A 24,292-nucleotide genomic window follows, 5' to 3' on the forward strand; every position below is an offset into this window, starting at 1 on the left:
ATGCTGGACCGGCCGCCGTGCCGCATGATAGCTCGCCGTGGCCGATCACGCCGAGCGGAGCACGCATGAGCCTCCAGTTGAACTATGTCCAAAGCTACGCGGCCATGGTCCGTGCCTACCTCGCGGCTTTCCCGGAGGATGAGGCGGTCGCCCGCTCGGTCGGCGGCAATCTCGAGCTGTTCGGCGTGCTGGAGCACAGCCTGCTCCGGCAATACGGCCTGAGGGAGGACAGCCGCGTCGTCGATGTCGGCTGCGGCGCCGGCCGGCTGGCGGCGCAGCTCCGGCGCTATCCGCCGCTGCGCTATCTCGGCCTCGATGTGGTGCCGGAACTGCTCGACTATTGCCGGCGGAAGATGGCCCGGCCCGACTTCCGGCTGGAGCTGAGCCAGGGCAACCGCATCCCGCTGGCCGATGGCGAGGCGGATCTCGTCACCTTCTTCTCTGTCTTCACCCATCTCCTGCATGAGGAATCCTACGTCTACCTGCAGGAATGCGCCCGGGTGCTGGCGCCGGGCGGGCGGGTGATCTTCTCCTTCTTCGAATTCGCCGTCGAAGCTCAGTGGAGCGTCTTCGAGGGCAATGTCGATTGGGTGCGCAAGCGCTCCTATCTCGGCCATATCAACGTCTTCATGCATGCGGACGACTTGCGGCTCTGGGCCAGGCGCCTCGGCTTCACCGTCATCGCCATGGAGCGGGGCGACAAGGCAAGCATCGCCATCACCGCGGAGACGGCGACCGAGGCGGTGCCGGCCGGGCAGCGGGCCCTGGGCCAGTCCTATTGCGTGCTGGAGAAGCCAAGGGCGTAAAAATTTTCACCGATTGGTTACGGGCATGGACCGGGCCGTCAGTACACGATATTGAAATGAAAACAACAGGGAGGACGGGGATGCGCGTCCTGGTGATCGGCGCCGGTATCGGCGGGCTGGCAACCGCGCTCGCCCTGCATGCCGCCGGCATCGAGGTTGAGGTGCATGAGGCAGCGGCGGAAATCCGCCCGCTCGGCGTCGGCATCAACCTGCAACCTCATGCGGTGCGGGAGCTGACAGAACTCGGCCTCGGCGAGGCCCTGGCGCAGACCGGCGTTGCCACTCAGGAATTCCGCTATGCCAACCGCTTTGGCCAGACCATCTGGACAGAGCTGCGCGGCCTCGCCGCCGGCTATCGCTGGCCGCAATATTCGATCCATCGTGGGCGATTGCAGATGTTGCTCTGGGATGCGGCGCTGGCCCGGCTCGGGCCCGGGCGGCTGCATCTCGGCCGGCGCCTCGCCGGCTTCAGCCAGGACGAGGCGGGCGTCACTGCGCAGTTCGAGGATGGCAGCGCGGCCCGCGGCGATGCGCTGGTCGGCGCCGATGGCATCCATTCCGCCGTGCGCGCCCTGCTCGTCCCCGGCGAGGGCGCGCCGCGCTGGAACGGCGCCATCCTCTGGCGCGCGGTGAGCCCGGCCCGGCCCTTCCTCAGCGGCGCCACCATGGTACAGGCGGGACACCGGGACACGAAATTCGTCTGCTACCCGATCGGCGAGGCCCCCGGCGGGCGGATGCTGGTCAACTGGATCGCTGAGCAGCGCTTCCCGGCCACGACGCCTTGGGCACGGGAGGACTGGAACCGTCTGGCACGCATCGAGGACTTCCTGCCGATCTTTGCCGAGTGGCGCTTCGCCTGGCTCGACGTACCGGGGCTGATCCGTGCGGCCGAGGCGGTCTACGAATTCCCCATGGTGGATCGGGACCCGCTGCCGCGCTGGCGCCAGGGCCGGGTGACCCTGCTCGGCGATGCCGCCCATCCGATGTACCCCATCGGCTCCAACGGTGCCTCCCAAGCCATACTGGATGCCCGCTTCCTTGCCTTGCAGCTGGCGAAGCATGGCGCGGTGGAGGCCGGGCTCGAAGCCTATGAGGCGGTGCGCCGGCCGGCAACGGCCGCGGTCGTCGAAGCCAATCGCGGCGACGGGCCTGACCGGGTGCTGGACCTGGTCCATACCCGCGCGCCAGACGGATTCGAGCGGCTGGAGGATGTCGTGCCCCATGCCGAGCTGGAGGCGACGATCAACGGCTACAAGCGCATCGCGGGCTTCGACCCGGCGACGCTGAACGCCCGCGAGAGCTGGAGCGTCACACCGGAACCTCGCCCGGCGGCTTAAGCGCGGTAAGGACGAAGCTGCTGCGCGTCTCCTTCACCCCCGGCATGCGCAGCAGGGCCTTCAGCGCGAATTCGGCATAGGCCTCGAAATCCGCGGCGAGGACGTGGAGCAGGTAGTCCATCTCGCCGCTCATCGCATAAGCGGCGAGCACCTCCGGCCGCTCGGCCAGGGCCTTGTGGAAGCGGTCCACCACCTCCTCCGCATGGCTCTCCAGCGCGACCATGACGAAGGCCTGAAGAGGCAGGCCGAGCCGCGCCGGATCGAGCACCGCGCCATAGCGTGTGATGATGCCTGCGTCTTCCAGCCGCCTGAGGCGACGCTGGCAGGGGGTCGGCGAGAGGCCGACCTGCTCGGCCAGCGCCACCACGGGCAGACGGCCATCGCGTTGCAGGGCACGCAGGATGCGACGGTCGAGCGCATCGATGTCAATGGTGGCTTTCGCCATGGCGGGGCCTTTCGATAGCGAATTTCGCTCACCCTATTCAGTATCTGTGTAAAGTTTGCCGGAAATCCCTCCGTGTCCCGCGCTAATCTACTGGCAATCATGGGAGGTCCGTCATGGATGGGCTGATCGAAGGACTGCCGGCCGGGTTGCGGGGCGATTATGCCGCCGCCGAAGCCGATTTCACCTTGTTGCAGGATATGGCGCGCTATGCGCCGACCGATCACGCCACTTGGCGGACGCTCTACCAGCGCCAGGCAGCGCTGCTGCCGCGCCATGCCGCCGCCGCCTCCCGCACCGGCCTCGCCGCGCTCCCCTTCGCCGAGGGGGTGCCGGACTTCGCCGCCTGCTCCGCCCGGCTGCGCGCGGCCACCGGCTGGAGCCTGGTCGCTGTGCCTGGGCTCATTCCGGACGGCGCCTTCTTCGGCCATCTCGCGGCACGGCGCTTCCCCGTTACCTGCTGGATCCGCCGGCCGGAGGAGCTGGACTACATCGTCGAGCCCGACATCTTCCATGACGCTTTCGGCCATGTGCCGCTGCTGACCCAACCGGACTTCGCTGAGTTCCTCGCCGCCTATGGCCGCCTCGGCGAGCAGGCGGCACGGATCGGCGCGCTGAAGCCGCTTGCCCGGCTGTACTGGCACATGGTCGAATTCGGCCTGATCCGGGAGAATGGCGGGCTCCGAGCCTACGGGGCCGGCATCCTCTCCTCCTCCGCCGAGACGGTGCATGCGACCGAGAGCGACCGCCCGCGGCGCCTCCGCTTCGACCCGCGCCGCGTGCTGCGAAGTGAGTATTTCATCGACGACCTGCAGCCGACCTATTTCGTCATCGAGGGCTATGCCGAGCTTTTCGCGGCGATGCAGGACCTGCCGCGTTTGCTGGCAGAAGCCCGCGATGCCGCGCCGATCGCGCCAGGCGCCGCGGCCCCCGGTGACCAACCCGTTTGAGGAGACCGAGCATGGACATCCCCCCCGATCGCACTGGCTTTGCCGGCACCATCTCCGATCAGAACCCGATGGGCACGGACGGCTTCGAATTCGTCGAGTTCACCGGCCCCGACATGCCGGGGCTGGAGGCGCTGTTCGAACGGCTCGGCTTCACCCGCGTCGCCGTGCATCGCAGCAAGCAGGTCTCGCTCTGGCGGCAGGGCGACATCAACTTCATCCTGAATGCGGAGCCAGAGAGCTTCGCGCAGGCCTTCCAGAAGGTGCATGGGCCGTCGGCCTGCGCCATGGCTTTCCGCGTCGCGGACGCGGCCCGCGCCTATGAGCGGGCGATCGCCCTTGGCGCCAAGCCCGTCACCGGCAAGGTCGGGCCGATGGAGCTGAACATTCCGGCCATCGAGGGCATCGGCGGGAGCCTGCTCTATTTCGTGGACCGCTATGGCGCGAAGGGCAGCATCTACGACGTCGACTTCCGCTGGATCGAGGGCGCCAATCCGCGGCCGGCCGGCCAGGGACTTACCGTCATCGACCACCTGACGCACAATGTGCATCGCGGGCGGATGGATGTGTGGTGGAGCTTCTACGAGAAACTCTTCAATTTCCGTGAGATTCGCTATTTCGACATCGAGGGCAAGCTGACCGGACTGAAGTCTCGCGCGCTCACCTCGCCTTGCGGCCAGATCCGCATCCCAATCAACGAGAGCAGTGACGACAAGTCGCAGATCGAAGAATACCTCCGCGCCTACAATGGCGAGGGCATCCAGCACATCGCCCTCGGCACCAACGACATCTTCGCCAGCGTCGAGGGTATGCGGACCGGCGGCATCGAGTTCATGGATAGCCCGGACACCTATTACGAGCTGTTGCCGAAGCGGATGCCGGACCTGACGGTTGAGGAAATCGGGCGACTGGCGCGCAACCGCATCCTCACCGATGGTGCGCCGACGCCGGAAGGCGGTCGGCTGCTGCAGATCTTTACCGGCACGGTCATCGGCCCGATCTTCTTCGAGCTGATCCAGCGCAAGGGCGACCAGGGCTTCGGCGAAGGGAATTTCCGCGCTCTCTTCGAGAGCATAGAGCTGGACCAGATTCGGCGTGGGGTGCTGGCGGCGGAGTGAGCCTCAGCGGCGGCCTCTCGCGCGGCTATCGTCGCGGCGGGCCGCATCGGGGTCCTGGCCGGTGAGGCGCGGTGGAGCAGGTCGGTCTGCCGTAGAGGCCGGCCCTGCTTGCGCTTCCGGCCGCGTGCCTTGGTACGGGCGTCAATCTCCGCCGGGTTGGGCTGGTGCTTCTTCCAATCCCATTCCGGGCCGATGGGCTGCGGCCTCTCGGCGGATTGGGCGAGGGCATGGCCAGACAGGTCACGGCCAGCAAAGCCTGCCATTGCCGAAGGTCATGCAGCGCCCCGGAGCCTTTCCCTGCAGCGACGCAGTCTGCACCGATCAGTTTTTCCCGGTCATCGCCGGCACCTGTCATCCGCGCAGGGCAAGGCGCGCCGCGGCGTCGTCGAGCAGCGATTGTGACCGGCGCGCGGCCTGACGCCGTGCTGCCTCCGCCCGGGCCCCGCGCAAATGCTCGAGCGCCCGCTCCGCGGCACGGCACTCAACCAAGCCTTGACGGGCAATGGTGGCGCTTTCGTCGGCAAATCCGGCGGCGCGGATGGCGCGATCCCGCTCGGCCAGTCCGCGGGCGAGCCATCTCCCGTACTCCTCCTCCCTGCCCGGTTGACCCTCCAGGCGGAGCGCCGCCCCGGCCGCCACCGCACGGGCCTCGGCCGCCATCAGCCGGGCATTGGCCTCGCCGAGCACGCGCCGCGCCTCGTCGCTCTCCAGCCGCCGCAACCGGGCCAGCGCGGCAAGCGGATCACGCCGCATCGGCATCGCCCAGCGCCTCGGCCAGCGCAGCGAAAGCCCCCGCGACGCTGTCCCGCTCGCCCTTGCCTTGGGCCAGCATGGCTTCGATCCGCGGCGCGAGGCGCACCGCCTCATCCACCGCCGGGTCGGCCCCGGCGCGATAGGCACCGAGCCGGACCAGATCCGCCATCTCCGCATGCAGGGCGAGGATGGCACGCGCCCGCCGCATCAGCGCCGCTTCCTCAGGCTGCAGGCAGCCGGGCACGGTGCGCGAGAGGCTGCGCAGGATATCGATCGCCGGATAGCGCCCGCGCTCGCCGATGGCGCGGTCGAGCACCACATGCCCGTCGAGGATGCCGCGCACCGCATCGGCTACCGGCTCGTCATGGTCATCGCCCTCGACCAGCACGGTGAAGAGGCCGGTGATGGCGCCGGCGCATCCCTCCGCCCGCGGCCCGGCGCGCTCCAGCAGGCGCGGCAACTCGGCAAAGACGCCTGGCGTGTAGCCACGTGTCGTTGGCGGCTCGCCCGCCGCGAGGCCGATCTCCCGCAGGGCGAGGGCGAAGCGGGTGACGCTGTCCATCATCAGCAGCACCTGGCGGCCGGCATCGGCGAAATGCTCAGCGATGGCCATGGCGGCGAGCGCGGCCTCGCGCCGCATCAGCGGCGGGCTGTCCGACGTGGCGCAGACGACGACGCTGCGGGCGAGGCCGGCCGGGCCGAGGTCATCCTCGAGGAATTCCCGCAACTCCCTCCCGCGTTCCCCGACCAGGGCCAGCACGGCGACATCGCAATCCGCCCCGGCCGCCAGCATGGAGAGCAGGGTGGACTTGCCGACGCCCGAGGCCGCGAAGAGGCCGAGCCGCTGGCCACGCCGGCAGGTGGCGAAGGCATCAAGCGCCCGCACCCCGAGATCGAGACGTGGTCCCAGCCGCGCCCGAGTCCCCGCCTCCGGCGGCGCGGCGCGGACCGGCAGCGGCAGCGGGCCAGGGCGAAGCGGCCCCTTGCCGTCGATCGCCCGCCCGAGCGGATCGACCACCCGGCCAAGCCAGCTCTCGTCGACGGACAGACAAGCCTGCGGCGCCAGCACGGCTGGCGTCCCTGGTGCGATGCCCTCCAGCGGTGCGAAGGCGAGGGCACGGGCCTGGCCGCCCTGGAACCCCACGACCTCGGCCGGGACAAGCGCCCGGTCAGGCGGCTGCAGATGAAGTCGGGCCCCGACTTTCAACCAAGAGGCGAGTCCCTCCACATTGAGCTGGAGGCCCTCTGCCCCCACAACCCTGCCGTGCAAACGCAGCCTCTCGGCGCGCCGCAAGGCGGATTGAAGGCCTTTCAGAGACGGATTCAGCTGCATTCGCATGAGAATTGGCCTCATTTTGAGTTTTTGAAACTCCGTCTCTGATCTTTATACGTCTCAAAGATGAATAGGTTCTTCCAAATGCGCGTGAAAGTGATATCTCTACACACGTAAAACGTGTGGAGGACCGTAGTATGCGTGTGCTTTTGGTTGAGGATGATCTGACGGCAGCCCGTGGCATCACGGCCATGCTGAAGGCTTCCGCCATGGTGGTGGATGCGGTGGATAGCGGCGAGGAAGCACTGGAGCTGGTGCGCCTCTACGACTATGACATCGTCATCTTCGACCTCGTCCTTCCTGATATGGAAGGCTACGAAGTCGTCGTCGGCTGCGCGCGAGCCGGGTGGAAACGCCGGTTCTGATCCTCTCCGGCCTTGCCCGGCCGCAGGCCAAGGTGAAGGGCTTTGGCGTCGGCGCCGACGATTTCATCACCAAGCCCTTCGACGGGCAGGAGCTGCTGGCCCGCATCCAGGCCGTGGTTCGCCGTGCGAAGGGCTTCGCGCAGCCGAGCCTTTCGGTGGGCGGCCTGACGCTGAATCTCGGCTCGCGCGAGGTGACGGTGGGCGGCCAGCAGGTTCACCTCACCGGCAAGGAATATGCGATCCTCGAGCTGCTGACGCTGCGCAAGGGCATGGTCCTCACCAAGGAGGCTTTCCTCAACCACCTGTACGGCGGCATGGACGAGCCTGAAGTGAAGATCATTGATGTCTTCATCTGCAAGCTGCGCAAGAAGCTGGCCCAGGCCGGGGCCGACAACCTGATCGGCACCGTCTGGGGCCGCGGCTATGTCCTGCGCGAACCTGACACCCGCCTTGCCTCCGGCTTCGCGGCGCCCCGCCCAGCCGCCATCCCCGCCGACCGTCAGGTCGCGTGACCTGCGAAAGGCCCGGTGACGTCGAATCACCGGGCCTTCCGAACCCCAAGCACTACTGAAGCATTCAGCCCGCCAGGGCTGCTTCCCTTGGCCGTTCATAGGCGCCACGCTCGCCGGGCACCGGCACCAACCGGTCCGTCAGCCCGAGCACCGTCTCCGCCCCACCCAGATATAGCACGCCATCGGGCTGCAGCTGCGCCGCAAGGGCGTTCAGCACACGCGCCTTGGTCGGGGCATCGAAATAGATCAGCACATTGCGGCAGAAGATCACGTCGAACCGCCCGAAGCCGCGCAGCTCTCCGAGGAGGTTGCCGCGCTCGAACCGCACCATGTTGCGCAGCTCGGGCGAGACCCGCCAACGCCCTTCCTCCTGCCGGAAGTGCTTCACCAGCAGCCGGGCCGGCAGGCCGCGCTGTACCTCGAATTGGGTGAAGTACCCCTCCCGCGCCCGGGCGACGACCCCATCGGCGATATCCGTGCCGATGATCTCCACCCGCCGGCCTTCCAGCGGAACCTCTCCTAGAAGCATGGCGATCGAATAGGCTTCCTGGCCGGTCGAGCAGGCCGCCGACCAGATGCGAAGCGTCGCACCCGCTGGCCGCGCGCGGATCAGCACAGGCAGGACCTTCCGCAAATGGTCGAAAGGCTTGCCGTCACGGAAGAAGCTGCTCTCGTTGGTGGTGAGCGCCTCCGTCACCGCCTCGGCCAGCGCCCCGGCCCGCGGATCGCGCAGCTTGAGGGCCAGCGCATCCAGGCTGGCGAGGCCGTCGCGCTTCAGCAGCGGGCCAAGCCGGGTCTCCAGCATGTAGCCCTTGTCCGACGTTAGCACGAGGCCGGAGCGGGACTTCACCAGCCCGGCGATAAAGGCGAAGCTGTCGGGACTCATGCCATCACTCCTTGCCGGACCGACCGGAACCGGGCTTCGGCCGCCGCCACTATCTGATCCGCCAACCCCTCGGGCGGCAAAAGGGCTTGGGCCAGGCCGGCCCGTGCCACGGCGCCCGGCATGCCCCAGACCACCGAACTCGCCTCATCCTGAGCCAGCACCGTGCCGCCCGCGGCGGCGACGGCACGGCAGCCGAGCAACCCATCCTGCCCCATTCCGGTGAGGATCACGGCCAGCACCGCGCCGCCACAGGCTGCGCCGAGGCTGCGCAACATCGGATCGACGGCAGGGCGACAGAAATTCTCGGGCGGCGCATCGGACAGCCGGACGAGGAGACCGCCATCAGCCTTGCCCTCGACCAGCAGATGCCGGTCGCCGGGCGCGAGGTAGAACCGCCCGGGCTGCAACAGCTCGCCGTCGCGCGCTTCGGCACAGCCGGGGCCACCGAGCCGGTCCAAGTGGTCGGCCAGCATCGCGGTGAAGCCGGCCGGCATGTGCTGCACGGCGACAATGGGCACCGGCAGAGGCCGGTTGAGGCCGCGCAGCAAGGCGGTCAGTGCTTGCGGGCCTCCCGTGGAGCAGCCGATGGCGATCGCCCGCAAGGCACGCCCCGTGGCAAGCGCCGGGGCCCGCACGGGAGCCACGGCCTTGGCCGCCGGCCGCGACGGGCCGACCCGCGCCCAGCCCTTTACCTTGGCGAGCAGTTCCGCGCGAAAGCCGGGATCGGCAAGGCCCCCGCCGGCGGCACCGGGCTTCGGGATGTAATCCGCGGCCCCGGCGCGCAAGGCGGCCATGGTGACGGTTGCACCCTTCTGGGTCAGCGCGCTGGCGACGATGACCGCCGGCCGCGGCTCCTGCTGGAGCAGAAGCGGCAAGGCGGTCATGCCATCCATCACCGGCATTTCCAGATCGAGCAGCACCACCTGCGGTCGGCCGGTGAGCGGAAGGGCAGCGAAGGCGTCGACGGCCTGCTTCCCATCGCCCACGCGGGAGACGACCTTGATGCCGGGGTCGGCTTCCAGCACCCGCGCCAGGGCGGCGCGTACGGTTGCGCTGTCGTCGCAGAGCATGACCCGGACGGGAGCGGCGGTCACGCCGCCTGGTCCTGCAGCAACCCGGCCTGCTGGAACTTGTCCCGCAGCAACTCCTCGTCGAAAGGCTTCATGATGTATTCCTGCGCGCCGGCGCCGAGTGCCTCGACGATGCGGTCCATCGCAGCCTCGGTGGTACAGAGCACGATCGCCGGTCGGTCCGGCCCGAATTCAGCGCGGGCATGACGAAGGAAGGTAATCCCGTCCATCACCGGCATGTTCCAGTCGAGCAGGATTACCTGCGGCATGGCGGCGCGGCAGGCAGCCAACGCCTCCACCCCGTCGCCTGCCTCGGCGATTGTGAAGCCAAGCTTCTCCAGGATGCGCCGCGCGGCCTTGCGGACGGTGCGACTGTCATCCACCACCAGGCAGGTGGCAGGGCTTCCGGTCATTCTGTGGTTCTCCTTGCCCGGAGGCGAAGCTCAGCCGATCGCCAGGATGCGTTCGACATTGATCACGATCAGCAGCCGCTCGCCGATCCGATGGACGCCGTTCGAGACGTCGCGCCAGACGGCATCGAGCGTAACCGGATTGGGTGCGCGCTCGGCACGCGGCAGCGGCAGCACTTCTCCCACTTGGTCCGCCAGCAGGCTGTAGAGCTCTCCGTCACGCTCGACGACGACGCTCATCGCGCCCCGATGCCCCTCCGCCCTTGGCGGCAGGCCAAGCCGGCAGCGCAGGTCGATCGCCGTGACGATGCGGCCGCGCAGGTTGAGGCTGCCGGCCACCTCGGCCGGCGCCAGCGGGATGCGAGTGATAGCCTGCACGCCGAGCACGTCGCGGATGGCGAGGACGGGGACGCCGCAGAGCTGGTCGGCGACGGTCAGCGTCAGGTAGATGTCCTCCGCAGCGTCCGCCTGCAGGCCGCCGCGCATCGGCAGGCCGGGCGCCGGGCCCGTAGTGGTCTGGGTCTGCATGGGGGATCCTCCTCAGCCGACGACCGGTGCGCTCAGGCACTGCCGGAGGCTTTCCAGCAGGGCGGCACGGTCGAATTTCGCCACATAATCGGTGAAGCCGGCGGCGCGGCCACGCTCGATATCGGCCGGCTCGGCGCGGCCGGTCAGCGCGATCAGCGGCAGGTCTCGCCAGGCGCCGCCCTCACGCAGCGCCCGGGCGAGGGCGATGCCATCCATCCCCGGCATGGCGATGTCGGAGATGATCGCATCGAAGCCCAGGCCCGCCTCGCGTAGCCGGAGCGCCTCTTCAGCATTGGCGACGGCCGTCACGTCATAACCCGCGGCGCCGATGGCCGGGATAACTAGGTTACGGAAAAAGGCACTGTCCTCGACCAGCAGGATGCGTCGGCCACCGCCCGCCTGATGCTCGGCATCGTGGCCGAACCAGTCCTCCCCCGCCTGCCGCAGCCACCAGGCTGTATCCAGCATCTCCGTCACCTTGCCGCCGATCACGGTGGTGCCGAGGAAGCCCGGACGCTCGCCCGCGCCGTCGATCGCCATATGCTCCTCGACCACGTCGAGGATTTCGTCGACCATCAGTCCCATGGTGCGGTCGCCATCGGAGAAGACGAGGACCGGCTGGCGTTCCGGCGCCGTCGACTGGTCCCAGTGGCCACTGAGCGGCACCAGCGGCATGAGCTTGCCACGGTACTGGACGAGCGGCCTGCCGCCGGCATTCTCGATCCGCTCGCGCTCGACATCCTCGAGCCGGGCGATGAGGCCGAGGGGCACCGCCTTCGGCGTCGCGTCGCCGGCGCGGAAGAGCAGCAGCGCGGTGCGCTGGTCCGAGCGCTGGGCGGCGGCCTGGCGCTTGCCGTCCCGCTCCGCCTCCCCCTCTCCGCTCTCGGCGCCGACGCCCGTGGCGCGGGCAATGCCGTTGGGGTCGAGGATCATGATGACGCTGCCGTCGCCCAGGATGGTGTTGCCGGAGAACATCGTCACATGGCGCAAGATGGGCGCCACCGGCTTCACCACGATTTCCTCCGTGTCGAAGACCCGGTCCACGATGATGCCGAAGACATGCGGGCCGACCTGGGTAACGACGACGAAGGCGCTCTCCTCCGTGGCCGGGCTCTCCAAGTGCAGCAGGCCGGACAGGTTGACGAGCGGCAGCAGCCGGTCGCGCAGGCGCAACACGGCGCTGTCCTTGATGCGCTCCAGCTGCGGCGCGCCCTCGCCCCCCACACGGACCAGTTCCACCACGCCGATCTGCGGGATGGCGAAGCGCTCGCCGCCCGCCTCGACAATCAGGGCGGAGACGATGGCGAGCGTCAGCGGAATCTTCACGACGAAGGCGGTGCCGCGGCCTTCCTTCGAGCGGACCTCGATAGTGCCGCCGATCCGCTCCATATTGGTCTTGACGACATCCATGCCGACACCGCGGCCGGAGACGGCGGTGACCGCGGCCGCGGTAGAGAAGCCGGCACGGAAGATGAAGCGCTGGATCTCGCGCTCCGGCATCGTCGCCAACTCGGCTTCCGTGGCGAGGCCCTGAGCCAGCACTTTCTGCCGGATGCGCTCCGCATTGAGGCCACGCCCGTCATCGGCGATCTCAATGATGATGTGGCCACCTTCATGCGAGGCATTGAGCATGATCCGCCCGGCCTCGGGCTTGCCGGCGGCGATGCGCTGCTCCGGCGTCTCGAGGCCATGATCCGCCGAATTGCGGACCATGTGGGTCAGCGGGTCCTTGATGAGCTCCAGCACCTGCCGGTCGAGCTCGGTCTCGGCGCCGCGCATCTCGAGTTCGATCTTTTTGCCTAGTTCGACTCCGAGGTCGCGCACCAGCCGCGGCAGCTTGGCCCAGGCATTGCCGATCGGTTGCATGCGCGTCTTCATAACGCCTTCCTGCAAGTCGGAGGTGATGTGGGAGAGGCGCTGCAGCGGCACGGCGAAGGCGCTGTCGGTGCCGTTGCGGGAAAGCTGCAGGAGCTGGTTGCGGGTCAGGACGAGCTCGGAGACGAGCATCATCAGCCCTTCCAGCACATCGACGGTGACGCGGATGGTCTGCGGCGGAGCGTTGACACCGCCGGGCTCGGGCTCGGCCGAGGCCGCCGGCGTGGCAGGCGGCGGGGCGACAGCCACCGGGGGCGCCATGGGGGCGGGCGGCGCCACGGGGGCAGGCGTGACGGCGACGGGCGCGGCCGGCGCCGGCGCCGGCGCAGCCTCGCCGGAGGCAATGGCGTCCAGGGAGGCGATCAGGGCGGAATCGTTGCCGGCGGGCTCCGCTCCCGTGCCTTCCAGCGCCGCGACGATCCCACGAATACAGTCGATCGCGCCCAGGATGGCTGAGATGCCGGATTGGGTGACGCGCAGCGCTCCGTCCCGGTAGCGGCCAAGGACGTTCTCCGCTGCATGGGCCACTCCCTCCATGCGGGTGAGGCCGAGGAAGCCGCAGGTTCCCTTGATGGTATGGACGATGCGGAAGACTTCGGAGAGGGTCGCCATGTCCTCGGGCGCCCGTTCGAGCCGCACCAGAGCGGCATCGAGTGCCCCAAGGCCTTCGTTTGTTTCGGTCAAGAAGTCGGCGAGCAGGTCATCCATGGCGATCCTCGAGGCGGTCTGCGAAGGGCAGACTGCGCCGCGATGGGCGAAGATTCGGTAAAGGCGCTCACCGCGGCGTCAGCAGCAGCGCCGCCGCCTGGGTACCGCCCAGGGCGAGGCTCGCGCTCCAGCCGGCCTCCGCCACAAGGGCGTGGAGCAGCGGCCCGAGCACCTCCCGCGGCCCGGGCAGCGGTTGTGCCTGGCCGGCCATCAGTGCGAGGAAGCCGGCTGGCCATGCCGCTGGCGGGGCGCCGAGATCGGCACCGGGCAGCACCATCAGCCCATCCAGCGCGGAGCCGGAGAGCCGCACCGTGCCGCCACGCGGCAGCGCCTCAGCCGCCAGCAGGGCCGCGTTGAGCGCGATGGAGACGAGCGGCGCCGGCAGCGCCACCGCCCGCTCCATGCCGGACAGGTCGAACCGCACCCGCGGCGCGGCCGGCGCACCACCCAGCAGCACCTCCATCGCCGCTGGCTCCATCGCCTCGGTCGGCCCACCCCAGGCGGCGCCATAGAGACGGAGGCGCCGGCGAAGCGCGATCGCGCTCTCCTGCGCCACTTCCAGCAACTCGTCTCCCGCCTTGGGAAGCAGGTCGAGCGCCCCGGCGAGGCTGCCGATAGCGCCGCCTAGGTCGTGGCAGAGCCGGGCACAGAGCGTCCGCGCGAGGCTGGTATCGAGTGGAAGGGTCATGGGCGGTTTCCTGTAGGCCGCCCCATGGGCTACCCTGTCGGCGTTAGCGAAGCGTTGCACGGCCTGTCCTGCAAGGGGAGCGAGGTGCCGAGCCTACTCGAACCAGGCATGCGAGTGCGCCATCCCGGCCAGCCCGATTGGGGGATCGGCCAAATTCAGTCGGTTATCGGCGACCGGGTGACGGTCAATTTCGAGCATGCCGGCAAGGTCCTAATCAACGCCTCCGTAGTGACGTTGGAGCCGGTCGCCGAGCCATGGCCTTGACGCGGGGCTGTGCCGCAGGGGCCGGGGGGTTGCGGGTGACGGGGGTTGCGGCCCAAATGGACTTGCATAGTTCATTCGTCCTGAGGGAAGCCTGTCCATGATCGATCCGTTCGGCCGACGGATCTCCTATCTCCGCGTCTCCGTCACGGACCGTTGCGACCTCCGCTGCGTCTACTGCATGGCGGAGGACATGACCTTCCTGCCGAAGCGGGAGGTGCTGACGCTCGAGGAGTTGGACCGGCTTTGCGGCGCCTTCATCGGCCTTGGCGTCGAGAAGATCCGGCTCACCGGGGGCGAGCCGCTGGTGCGACGCGGGGTGATCGGCCTCATCCGCAATCTGGGCCAAAGGATCGGGGCCGGCGGGCTGAAGGAGCTCACCATCACCACCAACGGCACCCAACTGCCGAAGATGGCGGATGACCTCTACGCGGCCGGTGTCCGCCGCATCAACGTCTCGCTCGATACGCTCGACCCGGCGATGTTCAAGGCAGTGACGCGCTGGGGCGAAATCGGCCAGACGCTGGATGGCATCTTTGCCGCCAAGACGGCCGGGCTTGCGGTCAAGATCAATGCCGTTGCACTGAAAGGCGTGAATGAGGGCGAGTACGACCGCATGCTCGCCTGGTGCGGCGAGCACGGCTTCGACCTCACCCTGATCGAGACCATGCCGCTCGGCGAGATCACCGGCGACCGCATGGACCAGTACCTACCCCTCTCCGTCGTGCGCGACCGCCTGCGCGAGCATTGGACTCTGGAGCCGACCGATTATCGCACCGGCGGCCCGGCCCGCTACTTCACGGTTAAGGAAACCGGAAGGCGGATCGGCTTCATAACCCCGATGACGCATAATTTCTGCGAAAGCTGCAACCGCGTCCGCCTGACCTGCACCGGCACCCTGTACATGTGCCTCGGCCAGGAGGATGCGGCCGATCTGCGGCAGGTGCTGCGAGACCCGGGGGCCGGCGATGAGGGGCTCCGCGCGGCGATCGAGGCGGCGATGCTGCGGAAGCCGAAGGGCCATGACTTCGTCATCGAGCGGCGCGAGGCCAGGCCGGCCGTCGCCCGGCATATGAGCGTGACCGGAGGCTGACCCCCCATGGCCCTGTTGCAGGATCTGGCATCCCGCCTCGCCATCCCTGGCCTGCCGGACTGGACCGGGCTGCTCGCGCTGCTGATCCTACTGCTGGTCGGCCTCGCCTATCTGCTGATGCCCTTCAGCGTCTTCGGCCTGAAGGGACGGCTCGACACGGTCGAGGCCCAACTCGACGAGATCCAGGGCGAGCTGCGTCTGATCGCCATGCGGCTGGCCGATGCGCCGCGCCGCAGCACTGTCTCCGAGGATTGGATGGACCTGCCGCCGGCCCAGCCGGAGCCGAGGCGCCAGCCTTCCTGGTCCGAGGCCTCGCGCCGCGGCCGGGCAGAGCCACGGATCGACTGACCCGAGGCTTGCCCTCCGCCCCCTGCCGGGGCTTGATGCGCCCATCCGGCGGAGTGGGGCGATGCGCGTCAGCGTCATCCAGATGAACCAGGGCAGCGAGAAGCAGGCCAATTTCGACCAGGCGCGGCGGCTGATCGAGGCCGCGGTTGCGGCAGACCGGCCGGGCCTCGTCTCCCTGCCCGAGACCTGGACCAACCTCGGCGGCGGCCGGGAGAGCCGGCAGGCGGCGGCCGAGGTCCTACCGGCCCCGGGCGACTCCGGTGGCCCGGCCTATGAGCTGATGCGCGGCCTTGCCCGGGAGCACGGCATCCACCTCCATGGCGGCTCCATGATCGAGGCGCCGGGGCCGGGGGACGACCCGGAGAAGCTCTACAACACCACCGTCGTCTTCGACACGGAGGGGCACGAGATTGCCCGCTACCGCAAGATCCACATGTTCGACATCGTGGCCCCCGACGGCACCGGCTACCGTGAGAGCGCCCTCTACGGCGCCGGCGACCGACTGGTGACCTTCGAGGCCGGAGGCATCACCTTCGGCTGCACCATCTGCTACGATCTGCGCTTCGGCGAGCATTACGTCGCGCTGCGGCGGATGGGGGCGGAGGTGATCCTGGTGCCCTCCAATTTCACCCTCCAGACCGGCAAGGACCATTGGGAGCCGCTGTTGAAGGCGCGCGCCATCGAAACCCAGTGCTGGATCATCGCTGCCGCCTCGACCGGCCAGTATCTGGAGCGTGGGCAGCCGCGCTCCGTCTACGGGCATTCGCTGGTGGCTGACCCCTGGGGGCATGTCGTCGCCCGCGCCTCCGACGGCACCGGCTGGGCGACGGCCAGGATCGACCCCGCCCTCACCGCCCGCGTCCGCCGCGACATGCCGGTGATGGAGCACCGAACCGCGCGGCGCATCGACCTCGACGCCGCGGCCCGCGGCGCGTGAGCGAGCTTCCGCCGGCGCCCTTTCCCCAACCCGTCCGCCTGGACGCCGCGGATTTCGTTGGGCGCATCGCCTTCTTCGCCGCCGCCACCGAAGTCGCCGCGGCCGCCAAGGCCCGGCTGGTCGCCCGCTATGGCGACGCGCCGCTGGAGCGCGCCCGCGCCATCGTCTCGCTCGGCGGCGATGGCTGCATGCTTGAGACGCAGCACCGCCTGCTCGGCCGCAACCTCCCTGTCTACGGGATGAACTGCGGCAGCGTCGGCTTCCTGATGAACGACTACCGCGAGGATGCGCTGCCGGAGCGCCTGGCCGAATCCCAGGCGGCGATGCTGCACCCGCTGCGCATGCGCGCCACCTCGGCCGATGGCACGGTGCGCGAGGCCCCGGCGATCAACGAGGTCTCACTGCTGCGCGAGACCCGTCAGGCCGCCAAGATCCGCATCCTGGTCGACGGCAAGGAGCGGCTGCCGGAGCTGATCTGCGATGGTGTCCTGGTGGCGACGCCGGCCGGCAGCACCGCCTACAACCTTTCGGCGCATGGGCCAATCGTGCCGCTCGGCGCCAACCTCATGCCGCTGACGCCGATCTCCGCCTTCCGTCCGCGGCGCTGGCGCGGTGCGCTGCTGCCGGGCGATGCGGAGGTCGTCTTCGAGATCCTGGAAGGCCCGAAGCGCCCAGTGGCCGCCGTCGCCGACTATACCGAGGTGCGCGACGTCCGCCGGGTCGAGGTGCGGGAGGATCGCGGCCTTGCCCTCACCCTGCTCTTCGACCCGGACCACGGGCTGAGCGAGCGGATCATCGCCGAACAGTTCACGGTCTGAGGGCATCGGCTCGTCCCGGCGCATGGAAGGCAGCCCGCCCGCTTCGGATCGTCGCCTCATCCTCTGCATCGCCATGGGCCAGCTGATCGGCTGGGGCACGCTCTTTGCCGCCTTCCCGCTCTTCGGCGCGCCGATCGAGGCGGAGCTTGGCTGGACGCGCACCGAGTTCAATGCCGGGCTGACCCTCGCGTTGCTCATCTCGGGCCTCGCCGCCGTGCCAGCCGGCCGATGGGTGGACCGGCGGGGCGGACGATGGCTGCTGGCACTCGGCGCCTGGGGTGGGGCGGCGCTGCTGGTGGCCTGGTCGCAGGTCTCCACCCTTCCCGCCTACTGGGCGATCTGGGGGGCGATGGGCCTCGCCCAGGCGACGGCGCTCTGGAGCCCGGCCATGGCGGTGGTGGTGGCGCAGGCGCGGGACCCGGTGCGCGCCATCACCGGCATCACCTTCATCACCGGCTTCACCGCGACGGTCTTCATCCCGCTGACCGCGCTGCTGATCGAGCGCCTCGGCTGGCGCGATGCGCTGCTGGTATTGGCGGGGCTGCAGGCGATTCCCGGACTGCTGGCGCTCTGGCTGCTGCCGCCGGACCGGCCGCGGACGGAGGTGCGCAGCGGCAGCGGCTTCGATCTCGGCCGGGCGATGCGAAGGCCGGCCTTCCTCGGTCTGGCCGGCGCCCTGGCGGCACATGCCTTCATCGGCGTCGGGCTCGGCGCCCATGCCATCCCGCTGCTACGCGAGCGAGGGTTGCCGGAGGCCTCAATCATCGTCCTCGTCTCGCTGCATGGACCTTTTCAGGTGGCGGCTCGGCTGGCGCTCTTCACCCTCGGGCGGCGGGTAACGATGCGGGGCGTCGGCAGGCTGGCCTCCTCGCTCGTACCCGTCGCCATGCTGGCGCTCGGGCTGGCGCCGCCTGAATTCGCCTGGCTGCTGCTTTACGTCCTCTGCTGGGCAATGGCGGATGGACTGATGACCATCGTCCGCGCCGCAGGCGTCGCCGAGATCCTCGGCCGGGAGGGCTATGGCGCCATCACCGGCGCGCTGACCGCGGTGACGGTGCTGCCGCGAACGCTCGCGCCGGTGCTGATCGCGCTGATGTCCGAAGGTGCCGGCGGCTACGGGCCGGTGCCCTGGCTTCTGGCCGGGCTCGGAGCGCTCGGCGCCGGCTGCTTCGCCATGGCGGCGGCTCAGCGCAGCCGCTGATCCCCGCGCAGATTGGTGCCGACCGAGCCGCCGACATAGGGCCCGCTCGCACCGCCCTGCTGTTGCTGACAGGCGGCCAGCAGCAGCAGCAGGGTGAGCAGCATCAGGCCCCTCATGCCGCGTCGTTCAGGTGGCAGGCGCTGCGATGCGCCGGGCCGACCGGCCGCAGCGCCGGCCGTTCGACCCGGCAGCGGTCGAAAGCGAATGGGCATCGCGGATGGAAGTGGCAGCCGGAAGGCGGGTCCAATGGCGAGGGAATCTCGCCCTTCACCCCGGCGAAGGCACGCTTCCGCGCTTCGATCCGCGGCACCTCGGCGAGCAGCGCCTTCGTGTACGGGTGGTTCGGGCGCCGGAAGACCTCCTCCGCAGGCGCCTCCTCGACGACGCGGCCGAGATACATGATGACGACCCGGTCGGAGAGATGCTCCACCACGCCGAGATCGTGGCTGATGAAGAGGTAGGTGAGGTCGAGTTCCCGCCGCAGCTTCATGAAGAGGTTCAGGATCTGCGCCTGGATGGAGACGTCGAGCGCCGCCACCGCCTCGTCGCAGACCAGGAATTCCGGTTGCACCGCGAGCGCGCGCGCGATGCCGATGCGCTGGCGCTGGCCGCCCGAGAACTGGTGCGGGTAGCGCGCCTTCAGCGCGGGGTCGAGGCCGGCGCGGCGAAGCTGCTCGTCGACATAGGATCCGATCTCGCCGCGCTTCGCCATGCCGTGGAATTGCGGTGCCTCGCCGACAATCTCCTGCACCTTGAGCCGGGGATTGAGCGATGCGTAGGGGTCCTGGAAGATCATCTGCGTCCGCAGCTTCGCCTCGCGCGTCTCGGCCGCGTTGAGGCTCTTCATGTCGCGGCCGCGCCAGAGGATGCTGCCCTCGCTCGCCGGCATGATGCCGGCGACCATGCGGCCGAGGGTCGACTTGCCGCACCCGGACTCGCCGACAAGGCCCACCACCTCGCCCTTGCGGATGGTGAGGTCGAGGCCGTCCACCGCATGCACCACCTCCTCGCGCAGGTTGGCGCCGAGGCGCTTGGCAATGCGTCCGGCGAAGTCGAGGGTCTTCGAGAAGCGCTTGGAGACGCCGCGCAACTCGATGATCGGGTCGGCGAGTGTCTCCGTCGCGGGGAGCGCGGTCAGGGTCTCGCTCATGCCGCCACGGCCTCCTGATGCGGGTGGATGCAGCGGGCATGCTGGCCCGGACGGTACTCGGCCATGGGCGGCGGCTCGGCGCAGCCCGGCTCGGCGCGCGGGCAGCGGGATCGGAAGGCGCAGCCTGCCGGCAGGTTGAGCAGGGAGGGCGTCATGCCGGGAATCTGCCGCAGCGGCTCGCCACGGCGGTTGCGGCTCGGCACGCTGCCGATCAGGCCGAGCGTATAGGGGTGCAGCGGCGCATCGAGCACCTGCGTGACCGGCCCGCTCTCCACCACCTTGCCGGCATACATCACGGCGATGTCGTCGGCGAGGCCGGCGACGACCGAGAGGTCATGCGTGATCCAGACGAGCGCGGTCCCGAACTGCGCGCAGAGCTTCTGCGCCTCGGCGAGGATCTGGCCCTGGATGGTGACGTCGAGCGCCGTGGTCGGCTCGTCCGCCACGATCACGTCCGGCTTGTGCAGCAGGGCGATGGCGATGGCGACGCGCTGGCGCATGCCACCCGAGAATTGGTGCGGGTAGGCCTTGAGCCGCTCGTCGGGGCTAGGGATGCCGACCTGCCCCAGGGCGTCCCGGGACCGTTGGCGGGCCTCCTCGCGGCTGACCTTGGCATGGGCGAGGACCGTTTCGATCATCTGCGTGTCGATGCGCAGGACCGGATTGAGGGTCATCATCGGGTCCTGGAAGATCATCGCGATGCGGTTGCCGCGCAGGCCCCGCATCTCGGCTTCCGGCAGCGTCGCCAGGTCGCGTCCCTTGAACAAGATCTGCCCACCGGCGATGCGGCCGGGGGCATCGACCAGGCCGAGGATGGAGAAGCCGGTGACGGTCTTGCCCGAGCCGCTCTCGCCGACGAGGCCCATCACCTTGCCGGCCTCGACGGTGAAGGAGACGTCGTCCACCGCCTTCACCACGCCGCCGCGCGTGAAGAAGTGCGTCCGGAGGTTGCGGACCTCGAGGGTCGGCGCGCTCATCGCTTCAGCCTCGGGTTCAGCACGTCGCGCAACTGGTCGCCGACCAGGTTGATCGAGACGATGGTCACCAGCAGGGCGATGCCGGGATAGAAGCTGATCCAGTACTTCCCGCTCAACATGTACTCATAGCCGTTGGAGATGAGGAGGCCGAGCGAGGGCTCGGTGATCGGCACGCCGAGGCCGAGGAAGGAGAGCGTCGCCTCCAGCGCGATGGCGCGTGCTACCTGCATGGTGCCGACGACGATGAGCGGCGGCAGGCAGTTCGGCAGCAGATGGCGGAAGATGATGCGCCGCGTCGGCAGGGCGAGGCACTGCGCCGCCTCGATATACTCCCGCCGCCGCTCGACCAGCGCCGAGCCGCGGACCGTCCGGGCGTAATAGGCCCACTCCACGATCACCAGCGCGAAGACGACGTTGAGGATGCCCTTGCCGAGGAAGGCGAGGATCATCAGCGCCGCGAGTATCGCCGGGAAGGAAAGCTGGAGGTCGACCAGCCGCATGATGAGGCTGTCCGTCCGCCCGCCGGCATAGGCGGCCAGCATCCCCAGCGAGGCTCCGACCAAGCAGGCAATGATGGCGGAGCCCGCGCCGACGATCAGCGAGATGCGTAGCCCGTACATGATGCCCGAGAGCATGTCGCGCCCCTGGTCATCGGTGCCGAGCCAATAGGTGAAGCCGGCGCCGCCAACCGTGCCGGGCTCCATCCGCCCGTCCATGATGTCGAGCTGGGCGAGGTCGTAGGGATTCTGCGGTGCGATCCAGGGCGCCAACACCGCAATTGCGACGATGGCGAGGAAGAGGATCAGCCCGAGGAGCGCGATGCGTGAGGCGGCGAATTCCGAGACGAAGCGCTGGAACGGCGTCTCGACCCGCGGCGCCGCGGGAACCCTCGTTGCCGTGGTGCTGCTCATTGTTTGCCTTCCAGCCGGACGCGGGGATCGAGCAGGGAATAGGTGATGTCGACGACGAGGTTGATGGTGATGAAGAGCAGCACGATCATCATCAGATAGGCGACCATCACCGGCCGGTCGAGCACGTTGATGCTGTCGATGATGAGCTTGCCCATGCCCGGCCAGGCGAAGACGCTCTCCGTCACCACCGAGAAGGCGATGGTCCCGCCGAACTCCAGCCCGACCACGGTGACGACGGGGATCAGGATGTTCTTGAAGACGTGCACGAAGGTCACCCGGGCGGGGCTGAGCCCCTTGGCGCGGGCGAATTTCACGTAATCCATCAGCATCGTCTCCCGAACCCCCGCGCGGGTCAGGCGGATGACGAGGCTGATCTTGAACAACGCCAGGTTCAACGCCGGCATGATGAGGTGGGCGATGCCGTCGCTCGTCAGGAAGGACCAGCGCATGCCGAGGATGGTCACCGTCTCGCCCCGCCCCGTGCTCGGCAACCAGCCGAGCTGCACGGCGAAGACCATGATGAGCATCAGCCCGACCCAGAAGGTCGGCAACGAGAAGCCGAGGATGCTCGTCGCCATGATGCCCTTGCTGACCGGGCTGTTCGGCTTCAGCCCGGCATAGAGGCCGAGCGGCAGGCCGATGATGAGCGCCGCGACGGTGGCGCCGATGGCGAGCTCCAGCGTCGCAGGCATGCGCTCGAGGATCAGCTTCAGCGCCGGCTCGTTGAAGACGAAGGAGCGGCCGAGGTCGCCCCGCAGCGCGTTGCCGAGGAAGACGAGGTATTGCTGCCAGAGCGGCAAATCGAGGCCGAGCGCCTTGACGGCACGCTCCCGCTCGAACTGATCGGCCTCGGGGCTGATGAGGATCTCGATCGGGTCGCCGACGGCGAAGACGCCGAGGAAGACCAGCAGGGACATGACGAGGACGACGGCGGCCGCCTGGATCAGGCGGCGGAGCAGGAAGGCGGTCATCGCGCGGCCGCCGGGCGGACGTCCTGCGCCCGCGTCAGCTCATCCGCCCGTGCCTCCATGGCGAAGCCGCGGCGCATGGCCCAGGCATTCTTCTGGATGTGCAGTGGCACGATGCCGACATCCTCCATGGCGAGGCGCGTCGCCTGCTGCAACAGCGCCTCGCGCTTCGCATCGTCCAATTCGCGCATGGCCTGCTCCAGGATACGGTCCGCCTCGGGGTTGGAGTAGCGGCCGCGGTTGGACGCGCCATAGCCCTTCTCGCGGTCGAAGGTGGCGGTCAGGTTGCGCAGCGGGTTGGATGCCTCGCCGGAGGAAGTACCCCAGCCGATCAGGAAGGCCGAGAGCTCCTGCCGCGCTGCGCGACCGACGAAAGTGGTCCAGGGCTGCGCCTCGACCGCCGTGCGCACGCCGGCCCGCGTCCACATCTGGCCGATGGCCTGAATAATGCGCGCATCGTTCGGATAGCGGTCGTTCGGCCCGTGCAGGGTGATGCGGAAGCCCCCCGGGAAGCCCGCCTCGGCCAGCAGCCGCTTGGCCGCCTCCGTGTCGAAGCGCGGCGGGTTGAGGCCGGGGACATAGCCGAAGCTCCCCTCCGGCAGGAATTGCCCGGCCGGGATGGCGGCACTCTCCATCACCCGCTCGGTGATGGCGTTGCGGTCGATCGCCGTGGAGAGCGCCCGCCGCACCCGCGGGTCTCGCAGCGGGTTGCGCAGGATGGGCTTGCCGTCATTGTCGGTGACGAAGGGCGAGGCATCGTCCCGCATGTGGTCGAAGCTGAGGAAGATGACCCGCAGGCCTGTGGTCTCGGCCAGCGTCAGCCGCTGGTCGCCACGGAGCTTGGCGAGGTCGCTGGTCGGCACCTGGTCGATTACGTCCACATCGCCGGCGAGCAGCGCCGCGGTGCGCGCCGCATCGTTGGTGATCATGCGATAGGTGACGCGGCTCCAGGCCGGGCGCGGGCCGAAGTAGTTGTCGTTGCGCTCGAACTCGATCCGGTCGCCGTTGCGATGGCTGACCATGCGGAAAGGCCCGGTGCCTACGGCCATCGGCCCGGCGTTGAACCCCTCGGTCGTCGCATTCGCATGCGTCTCGCGGTCGAGGATCATCACGCTGGCGAGATCGGTCGGCATCAGCGGATAGGGCGAGGCGGTGTGCAGCCGGAGCGTGTAGCTGTCCACGATCTCCACCCGGGTGATCGGCCGGGTGTAGATGGCATAGGAGGAGGGTGAGTTCGGCACCTTCGGCACCCGCTCGAAGGTGAAGGCCACATCCTCCGCGGTGAAGGGTGAGCCGTTGTGGAAGGTGACGCCCTGACGGAGCTTGAACTCCCAGACCGTGTCGGACACCGGGCGCCAGCTCTCCGCCAGGTCTGGCGTGATGCGGGCACGCGAATCCGTTTCGGTCAGCGCGCTGAAGATCATCTCCGCCACCGCCGTATTCGGCGAAAGCTGGTGGTAGTGCGGGTCGATCGAGGTGACGGGCGCGCCGACGCCCATAGTGAGGGTCTGCGCCGTCGCCGGTCCCAGGGCCGGGCCGGCAATTGCCAGGCCGGCGGCCAAACCGGCCGCGTGACGAAATCCTGTCATTGTGTCCCTCGGAAGCCCCAGCGGCGCGAAAGTTAGCATTCCGGTCATCCTCTCGCCAGCTTCCCTCGGGGCGCCACATCCGGGCGTCATCACTGCATGGTGCGGAGGCGGCCTGCCCAGGAGCGTGGCAGGGCTCCGCCGTCTTGACGCGAGAACGGGCACCCGGGCGCCAGGCCAGGACCGTATCGCGGCTCGTCCCTGCCTGTTCGCAAGGCTGGTGCCAAGCGGTTGGCGCAGGGCGGAACGGCCGGTAGTCTCTCC

The 24,292-nt window shown here is 69.0% G+C and carries 24 protein-coding genes and 1 pseudogene; 11 read left to right on the plus strand and 14 right to left on the minus strand.

Annotated features, from left to right (window positions below):
- The first annotated feature begins 65 nt into the window (after positions 1–65).
- Together JMJ56_RS14795 and JMJ56_RS14800 are read left to right on the plus strand one after the other, a co-directional pair.
- Positions 66–806, plus strand: coding sequence for a class I SAM-dependent methyltransferase (locus JMJ56_RS14795; protein ID WP_202832540.1), 741 nt, complete (start codon positions 66–68; stop codon positions 804–806).
- 80 nt (positions 807–886) lie between these two features.
- The gene (locus JMJ56_RS14800) at positions 887–2,143 is read left to right on the plus strand and encodes a flavin-dependent oxidoreductase (RefSeq protein WP_202832541.1); all 1,257 of its coding nucleotides are present in this window, start codon (positions 887–889) and stop codon (positions 2,141–2,143) included.
- Here the strand turns inward: JMJ56_RS14800 and JMJ56_RS14805 are convergent.
- Positions 2,115–2,588: an Lrp/AsnC family transcriptional regulator gene (locus JMJ56_RS14805; RefSeq protein ID WP_202832542.1), complete on the minus strand. Its 474-nt coding sequence runs from the start codon at positions 2,586–2,588 to the stop codon at positions 2,115–2,117. The two genes, JMJ56_RS14800 and JMJ56_RS14805, sit on opposite strands and share 29 nt — an antisense overlap.
- Before the next feature lie 113 nt (positions 2,589–2,701).
- On the opposite strand from JMJ56_RS14805, the gene phhA reads away from it, so the two are divergent.
- On the plus strand, positions 2,702–3,535 hold the full coding sequence (phhA, locus tag JMJ56_RS14810; protein WP_202832543.1) for a phenylalanine 4-monooxygenase: 834 nt from the start codon (positions 2,702–2,704) through the stop codon (positions 3,533–3,535).
- An 11-nt stretch (positions 3,536–3,546) separates the two neighbouring features.
- Positions 3,547–4,650, plus strand: coding sequence for a 4-hydroxyphenylpyruvate dioxygenase (hppD, locus tag JMJ56_RS14815; RefSeq protein WP_202832544.1), 1,104 nt, complete (start codon positions 3,547–3,549; stop codon positions 4,648–4,650).
- Positions 4,651–5,001: 351 nt separating this feature from the next.
- Here hppD and JMJ56_RS14820 read toward each other — a convergent pair whose 3' ends face one another.
- Both JMJ56_RS14820 and JMJ56_RS14825 read right to left on the minus strand, forming a co-directional pair.
- Positions 5,002–5,403 carry a hypothetical protein gene (locus tag JMJ56_RS14820; protein WP_202832545.1) on the minus strand — a complete coding sequence of 134 codons (402 nt, stop codon included), beginning with the start codon at positions 5,401–5,403 and terminating at the stop codon, positions 5,002–5,004.
- Positions 5,393–6,757: a FliI/YscN family ATPase gene (locus tag JMJ56_RS14825; RefSeq protein WP_236037786.1), complete on the minus strand. Its 1,365-nt coding sequence runs from the start codon at positions 6,755–6,757 to the stop codon at positions 5,393–5,395. The genes JMJ56_RS14820 and JMJ56_RS14825 overlap by 11 nt, the downstream gene beginning before the upstream one ends.
- A gap of 116 nt (positions 6,758–6,873) precedes the next feature.
- Here JMJ56_RS14825 and ctrA point away from each other — a divergent pair.
- A pseudogene (gene ctrA / locus JMJ56_RS14830) lies at positions 6,874–7,613 on the plus strand (response regulator transcription factor CtrA).
- Positions 7,614–7,677: 64 nt separating this feature from the next.
- On the opposite strand, the gene JMJ56_RS14835 reads toward ctrA, so the two are convergent.
- The 6 genes from JMJ56_RS14835 to JMJ56_RS14860 form a co-directional block, all read right to left on the minus strand.
- Positions 7,678–8,499 carry a CheR family methyltransferase gene (locus JMJ56_RS14835; protein ID WP_202832546.1) on the minus strand — a complete coding sequence of 274 codons (822 nt, stop codon included), beginning with the start codon at positions 8,497–8,499 and terminating at the stop codon, positions 7,678–7,680.
- Positions 8,496–9,593, minus strand: coding sequence for a protein-glutamate methylesterase/protein-glutamine glutaminase (locus JMJ56_RS14840; protein ID WP_456318791.1), 1,098 nt, complete (start codon positions 9,591–9,593; stop codon positions 8,496–8,498). The genes JMJ56_RS14835 and JMJ56_RS14840 overlap by 4 nt, the downstream gene beginning before the upstream one ends.
- Positions 9,590–9,982, minus strand: a complete 393-nt coding sequence (locus JMJ56_RS14845; RefSeq protein WP_202832547.1) for a response regulator — start codon at positions 9,980–9,982, stop codon at positions 9,590–9,592. Before JMJ56_RS14845 ends, JMJ56_RS14840 begins: the two co-directional genes overlap by 4 nt.
- Positions 9,983–10,012: 30 nt before the next feature.
- Entirely contained in the window at positions 10,013–10,507 is a 495-nt protein-coding gene (locus JMJ56_RS14850; protein ID WP_202832548.1) for a chemotaxis protein CheW, read from the minus strand.
- Positions 10,508–10,519: 12 nt separating this feature from the next.
- Complete coding sequence (locus JMJ56_RS14855; protein ID WP_202832549.1) at positions 10,520–13,090, minus strand: hybrid sensor histidine kinase/response regulator; 2,571 nt, start codon at positions 13,088–13,090, stop codon at positions 10,520–10,522.
- Positions 13,091–13,157: 67 nt separating this feature from the next.
- Complete coding sequence (locus tag JMJ56_RS14860) at positions 13,158–13,778, minus strand: histidine phosphotransferase family protein (protein WP_202832550.1); 621 nt, start codon at positions 13,776–13,778, stop codon at positions 13,158–13,160.
- A gap of 108 nt (positions 13,779–13,886) precedes the next feature.
- On the opposite strand from JMJ56_RS14860, the gene JMJ56_RS14865 reads away from it, so the two are divergent.
- From JMJ56_RS14865 to JMJ56_RS14890, 6 genes are all read left to right on the plus strand, one after another.
- A complete protein-coding gene (locus tag JMJ56_RS14865; RefSeq protein ID WP_236037801.1) occupies positions 13,887–14,042 on the plus strand; it encodes a DUF3553 domain-containing protein in 156 nt (51 codons plus the stop codon).
- 97 nt (positions 14,043–14,139) lie between these two features.
- Positions 14,140–15,132 carry a GTP 3',8-cyclase MoaA gene (gene moaA, locus JMJ56_RS14870; RefSeq protein WP_202832552.1) on the plus strand — a complete coding sequence of 331 codons (993 nt, stop codon included), beginning with the start codon at positions 14,140–14,142 and terminating at the stop codon, positions 15,130–15,132.
- A gap of 6 nt (positions 15,133–15,138) precedes the next feature.
- Positions 15,139–15,480: a hypothetical protein gene (locus tag JMJ56_RS14875; protein ID WP_202832553.1), complete on the plus strand. Its 342-nt coding sequence runs from the start codon at positions 15,139–15,141 to the stop codon at positions 15,478–15,480.
- Between the two features lie 61 nt (positions 15,481–15,541).
- Positions 15,542–16,417 (plus strand): carbon-nitrogen hydrolase family protein, encoded by an 876-nt coding sequence (locus JMJ56_RS14880; protein ID WP_202832554.1) that lies wholly within the window; start codon positions 15,542–15,544, stop codon positions 16,415–16,417.
- 38 nt (positions 16,418–16,455) lie between these two features.
- Entirely contained in the window at positions 16,456–17,235 is a 780-nt protein-coding gene (locus JMJ56_RS14885; RefSeq protein ID WP_202832704.1) for an NAD kinase, read from the plus strand.
- 22 nt (positions 17,236–17,257) lie between these two features.
- The gene (locus tag JMJ56_RS14890; protein WP_202832555.1) at positions 17,258–18,436 is read left to right on the plus strand and encodes an MFS transporter; all 1,179 of its coding nucleotides are present in this window, start codon (positions 17,258–17,260) and stop codon (positions 18,434–18,436) included.
- Positions 18,437–18,548: 112 nt separating this feature from the next.
- Here JMJ56_RS14890 and JMJ56_RS14895 read toward each other — a convergent pair whose 3' ends face one another.
- Genes JMJ56_RS14895 through JMJ56_RS14915 form a run of 5 tightly spaced genes read right to left on the minus strand, consistent with a single transcriptional unit; the run spans position 18,549 to position 24,031 of the window.
- Positions 18,549–19,586, minus strand: coding sequence for an ABC transporter ATP-binding protein (locus JMJ56_RS14895; RefSeq protein ID WP_202832556.1), 1,038 nt, complete (start codon positions 19,584–19,586; stop codon positions 18,549–18,551).
- Positions 19,583–20,563 (minus strand): ABC transporter ATP-binding protein, encoded by a 981-nt coding sequence (locus JMJ56_RS14900; protein ID WP_202832557.1) that lies wholly within the window; start codon positions 20,561–20,563, stop codon positions 19,583–19,585. Before JMJ56_RS14900 ends, JMJ56_RS14895 begins: the two co-directional genes overlap by 4 nt.
- Complete coding sequence (locus JMJ56_RS14905; protein ID WP_202832558.1) at positions 20,560–21,474, minus strand: ABC transporter permease; 915 nt, start codon at positions 21,472–21,474, stop codon at positions 20,560–20,562. The genes JMJ56_RS14900 and JMJ56_RS14905 overlap by 4 nt, the downstream gene beginning before the upstream one ends.
- Positions 21,471–22,445: an ABC transporter permease gene (locus JMJ56_RS14910; protein ID WP_043338646.1), complete on the minus strand. Its 975-nt coding sequence runs from the start codon at positions 22,443–22,445 to the stop codon at positions 21,471–21,473. Before JMJ56_RS14910 ends, JMJ56_RS14905 begins: the two co-directional genes overlap by 4 nt.
- Positions 22,442–24,031 carry an ABC transporter substrate-binding protein gene (locus JMJ56_RS14915; protein ID WP_202832559.1) on the minus strand — a complete coding sequence of 530 codons (1,590 nt, stop codon included), beginning with the start codon at positions 24,029–24,031 and terminating at the stop codon, positions 22,442–22,444. The genes JMJ56_RS14910 and JMJ56_RS14915 overlap by 4 nt, the downstream gene beginning before the upstream one ends.
- Positions 24,032–24,292: the final 261 nt, after the last annotated feature.

It is taken from the genome of Belnapia arida, from assembly GCF_016773205.1.
In the GTDB taxonomy this organism is placed as follows: domain Bacteria; phylum Pseudomonadota; class Alphaproteobacteria; order Acetobacterales; family Acetobacteraceae; genus Belnapia; species Belnapia arida.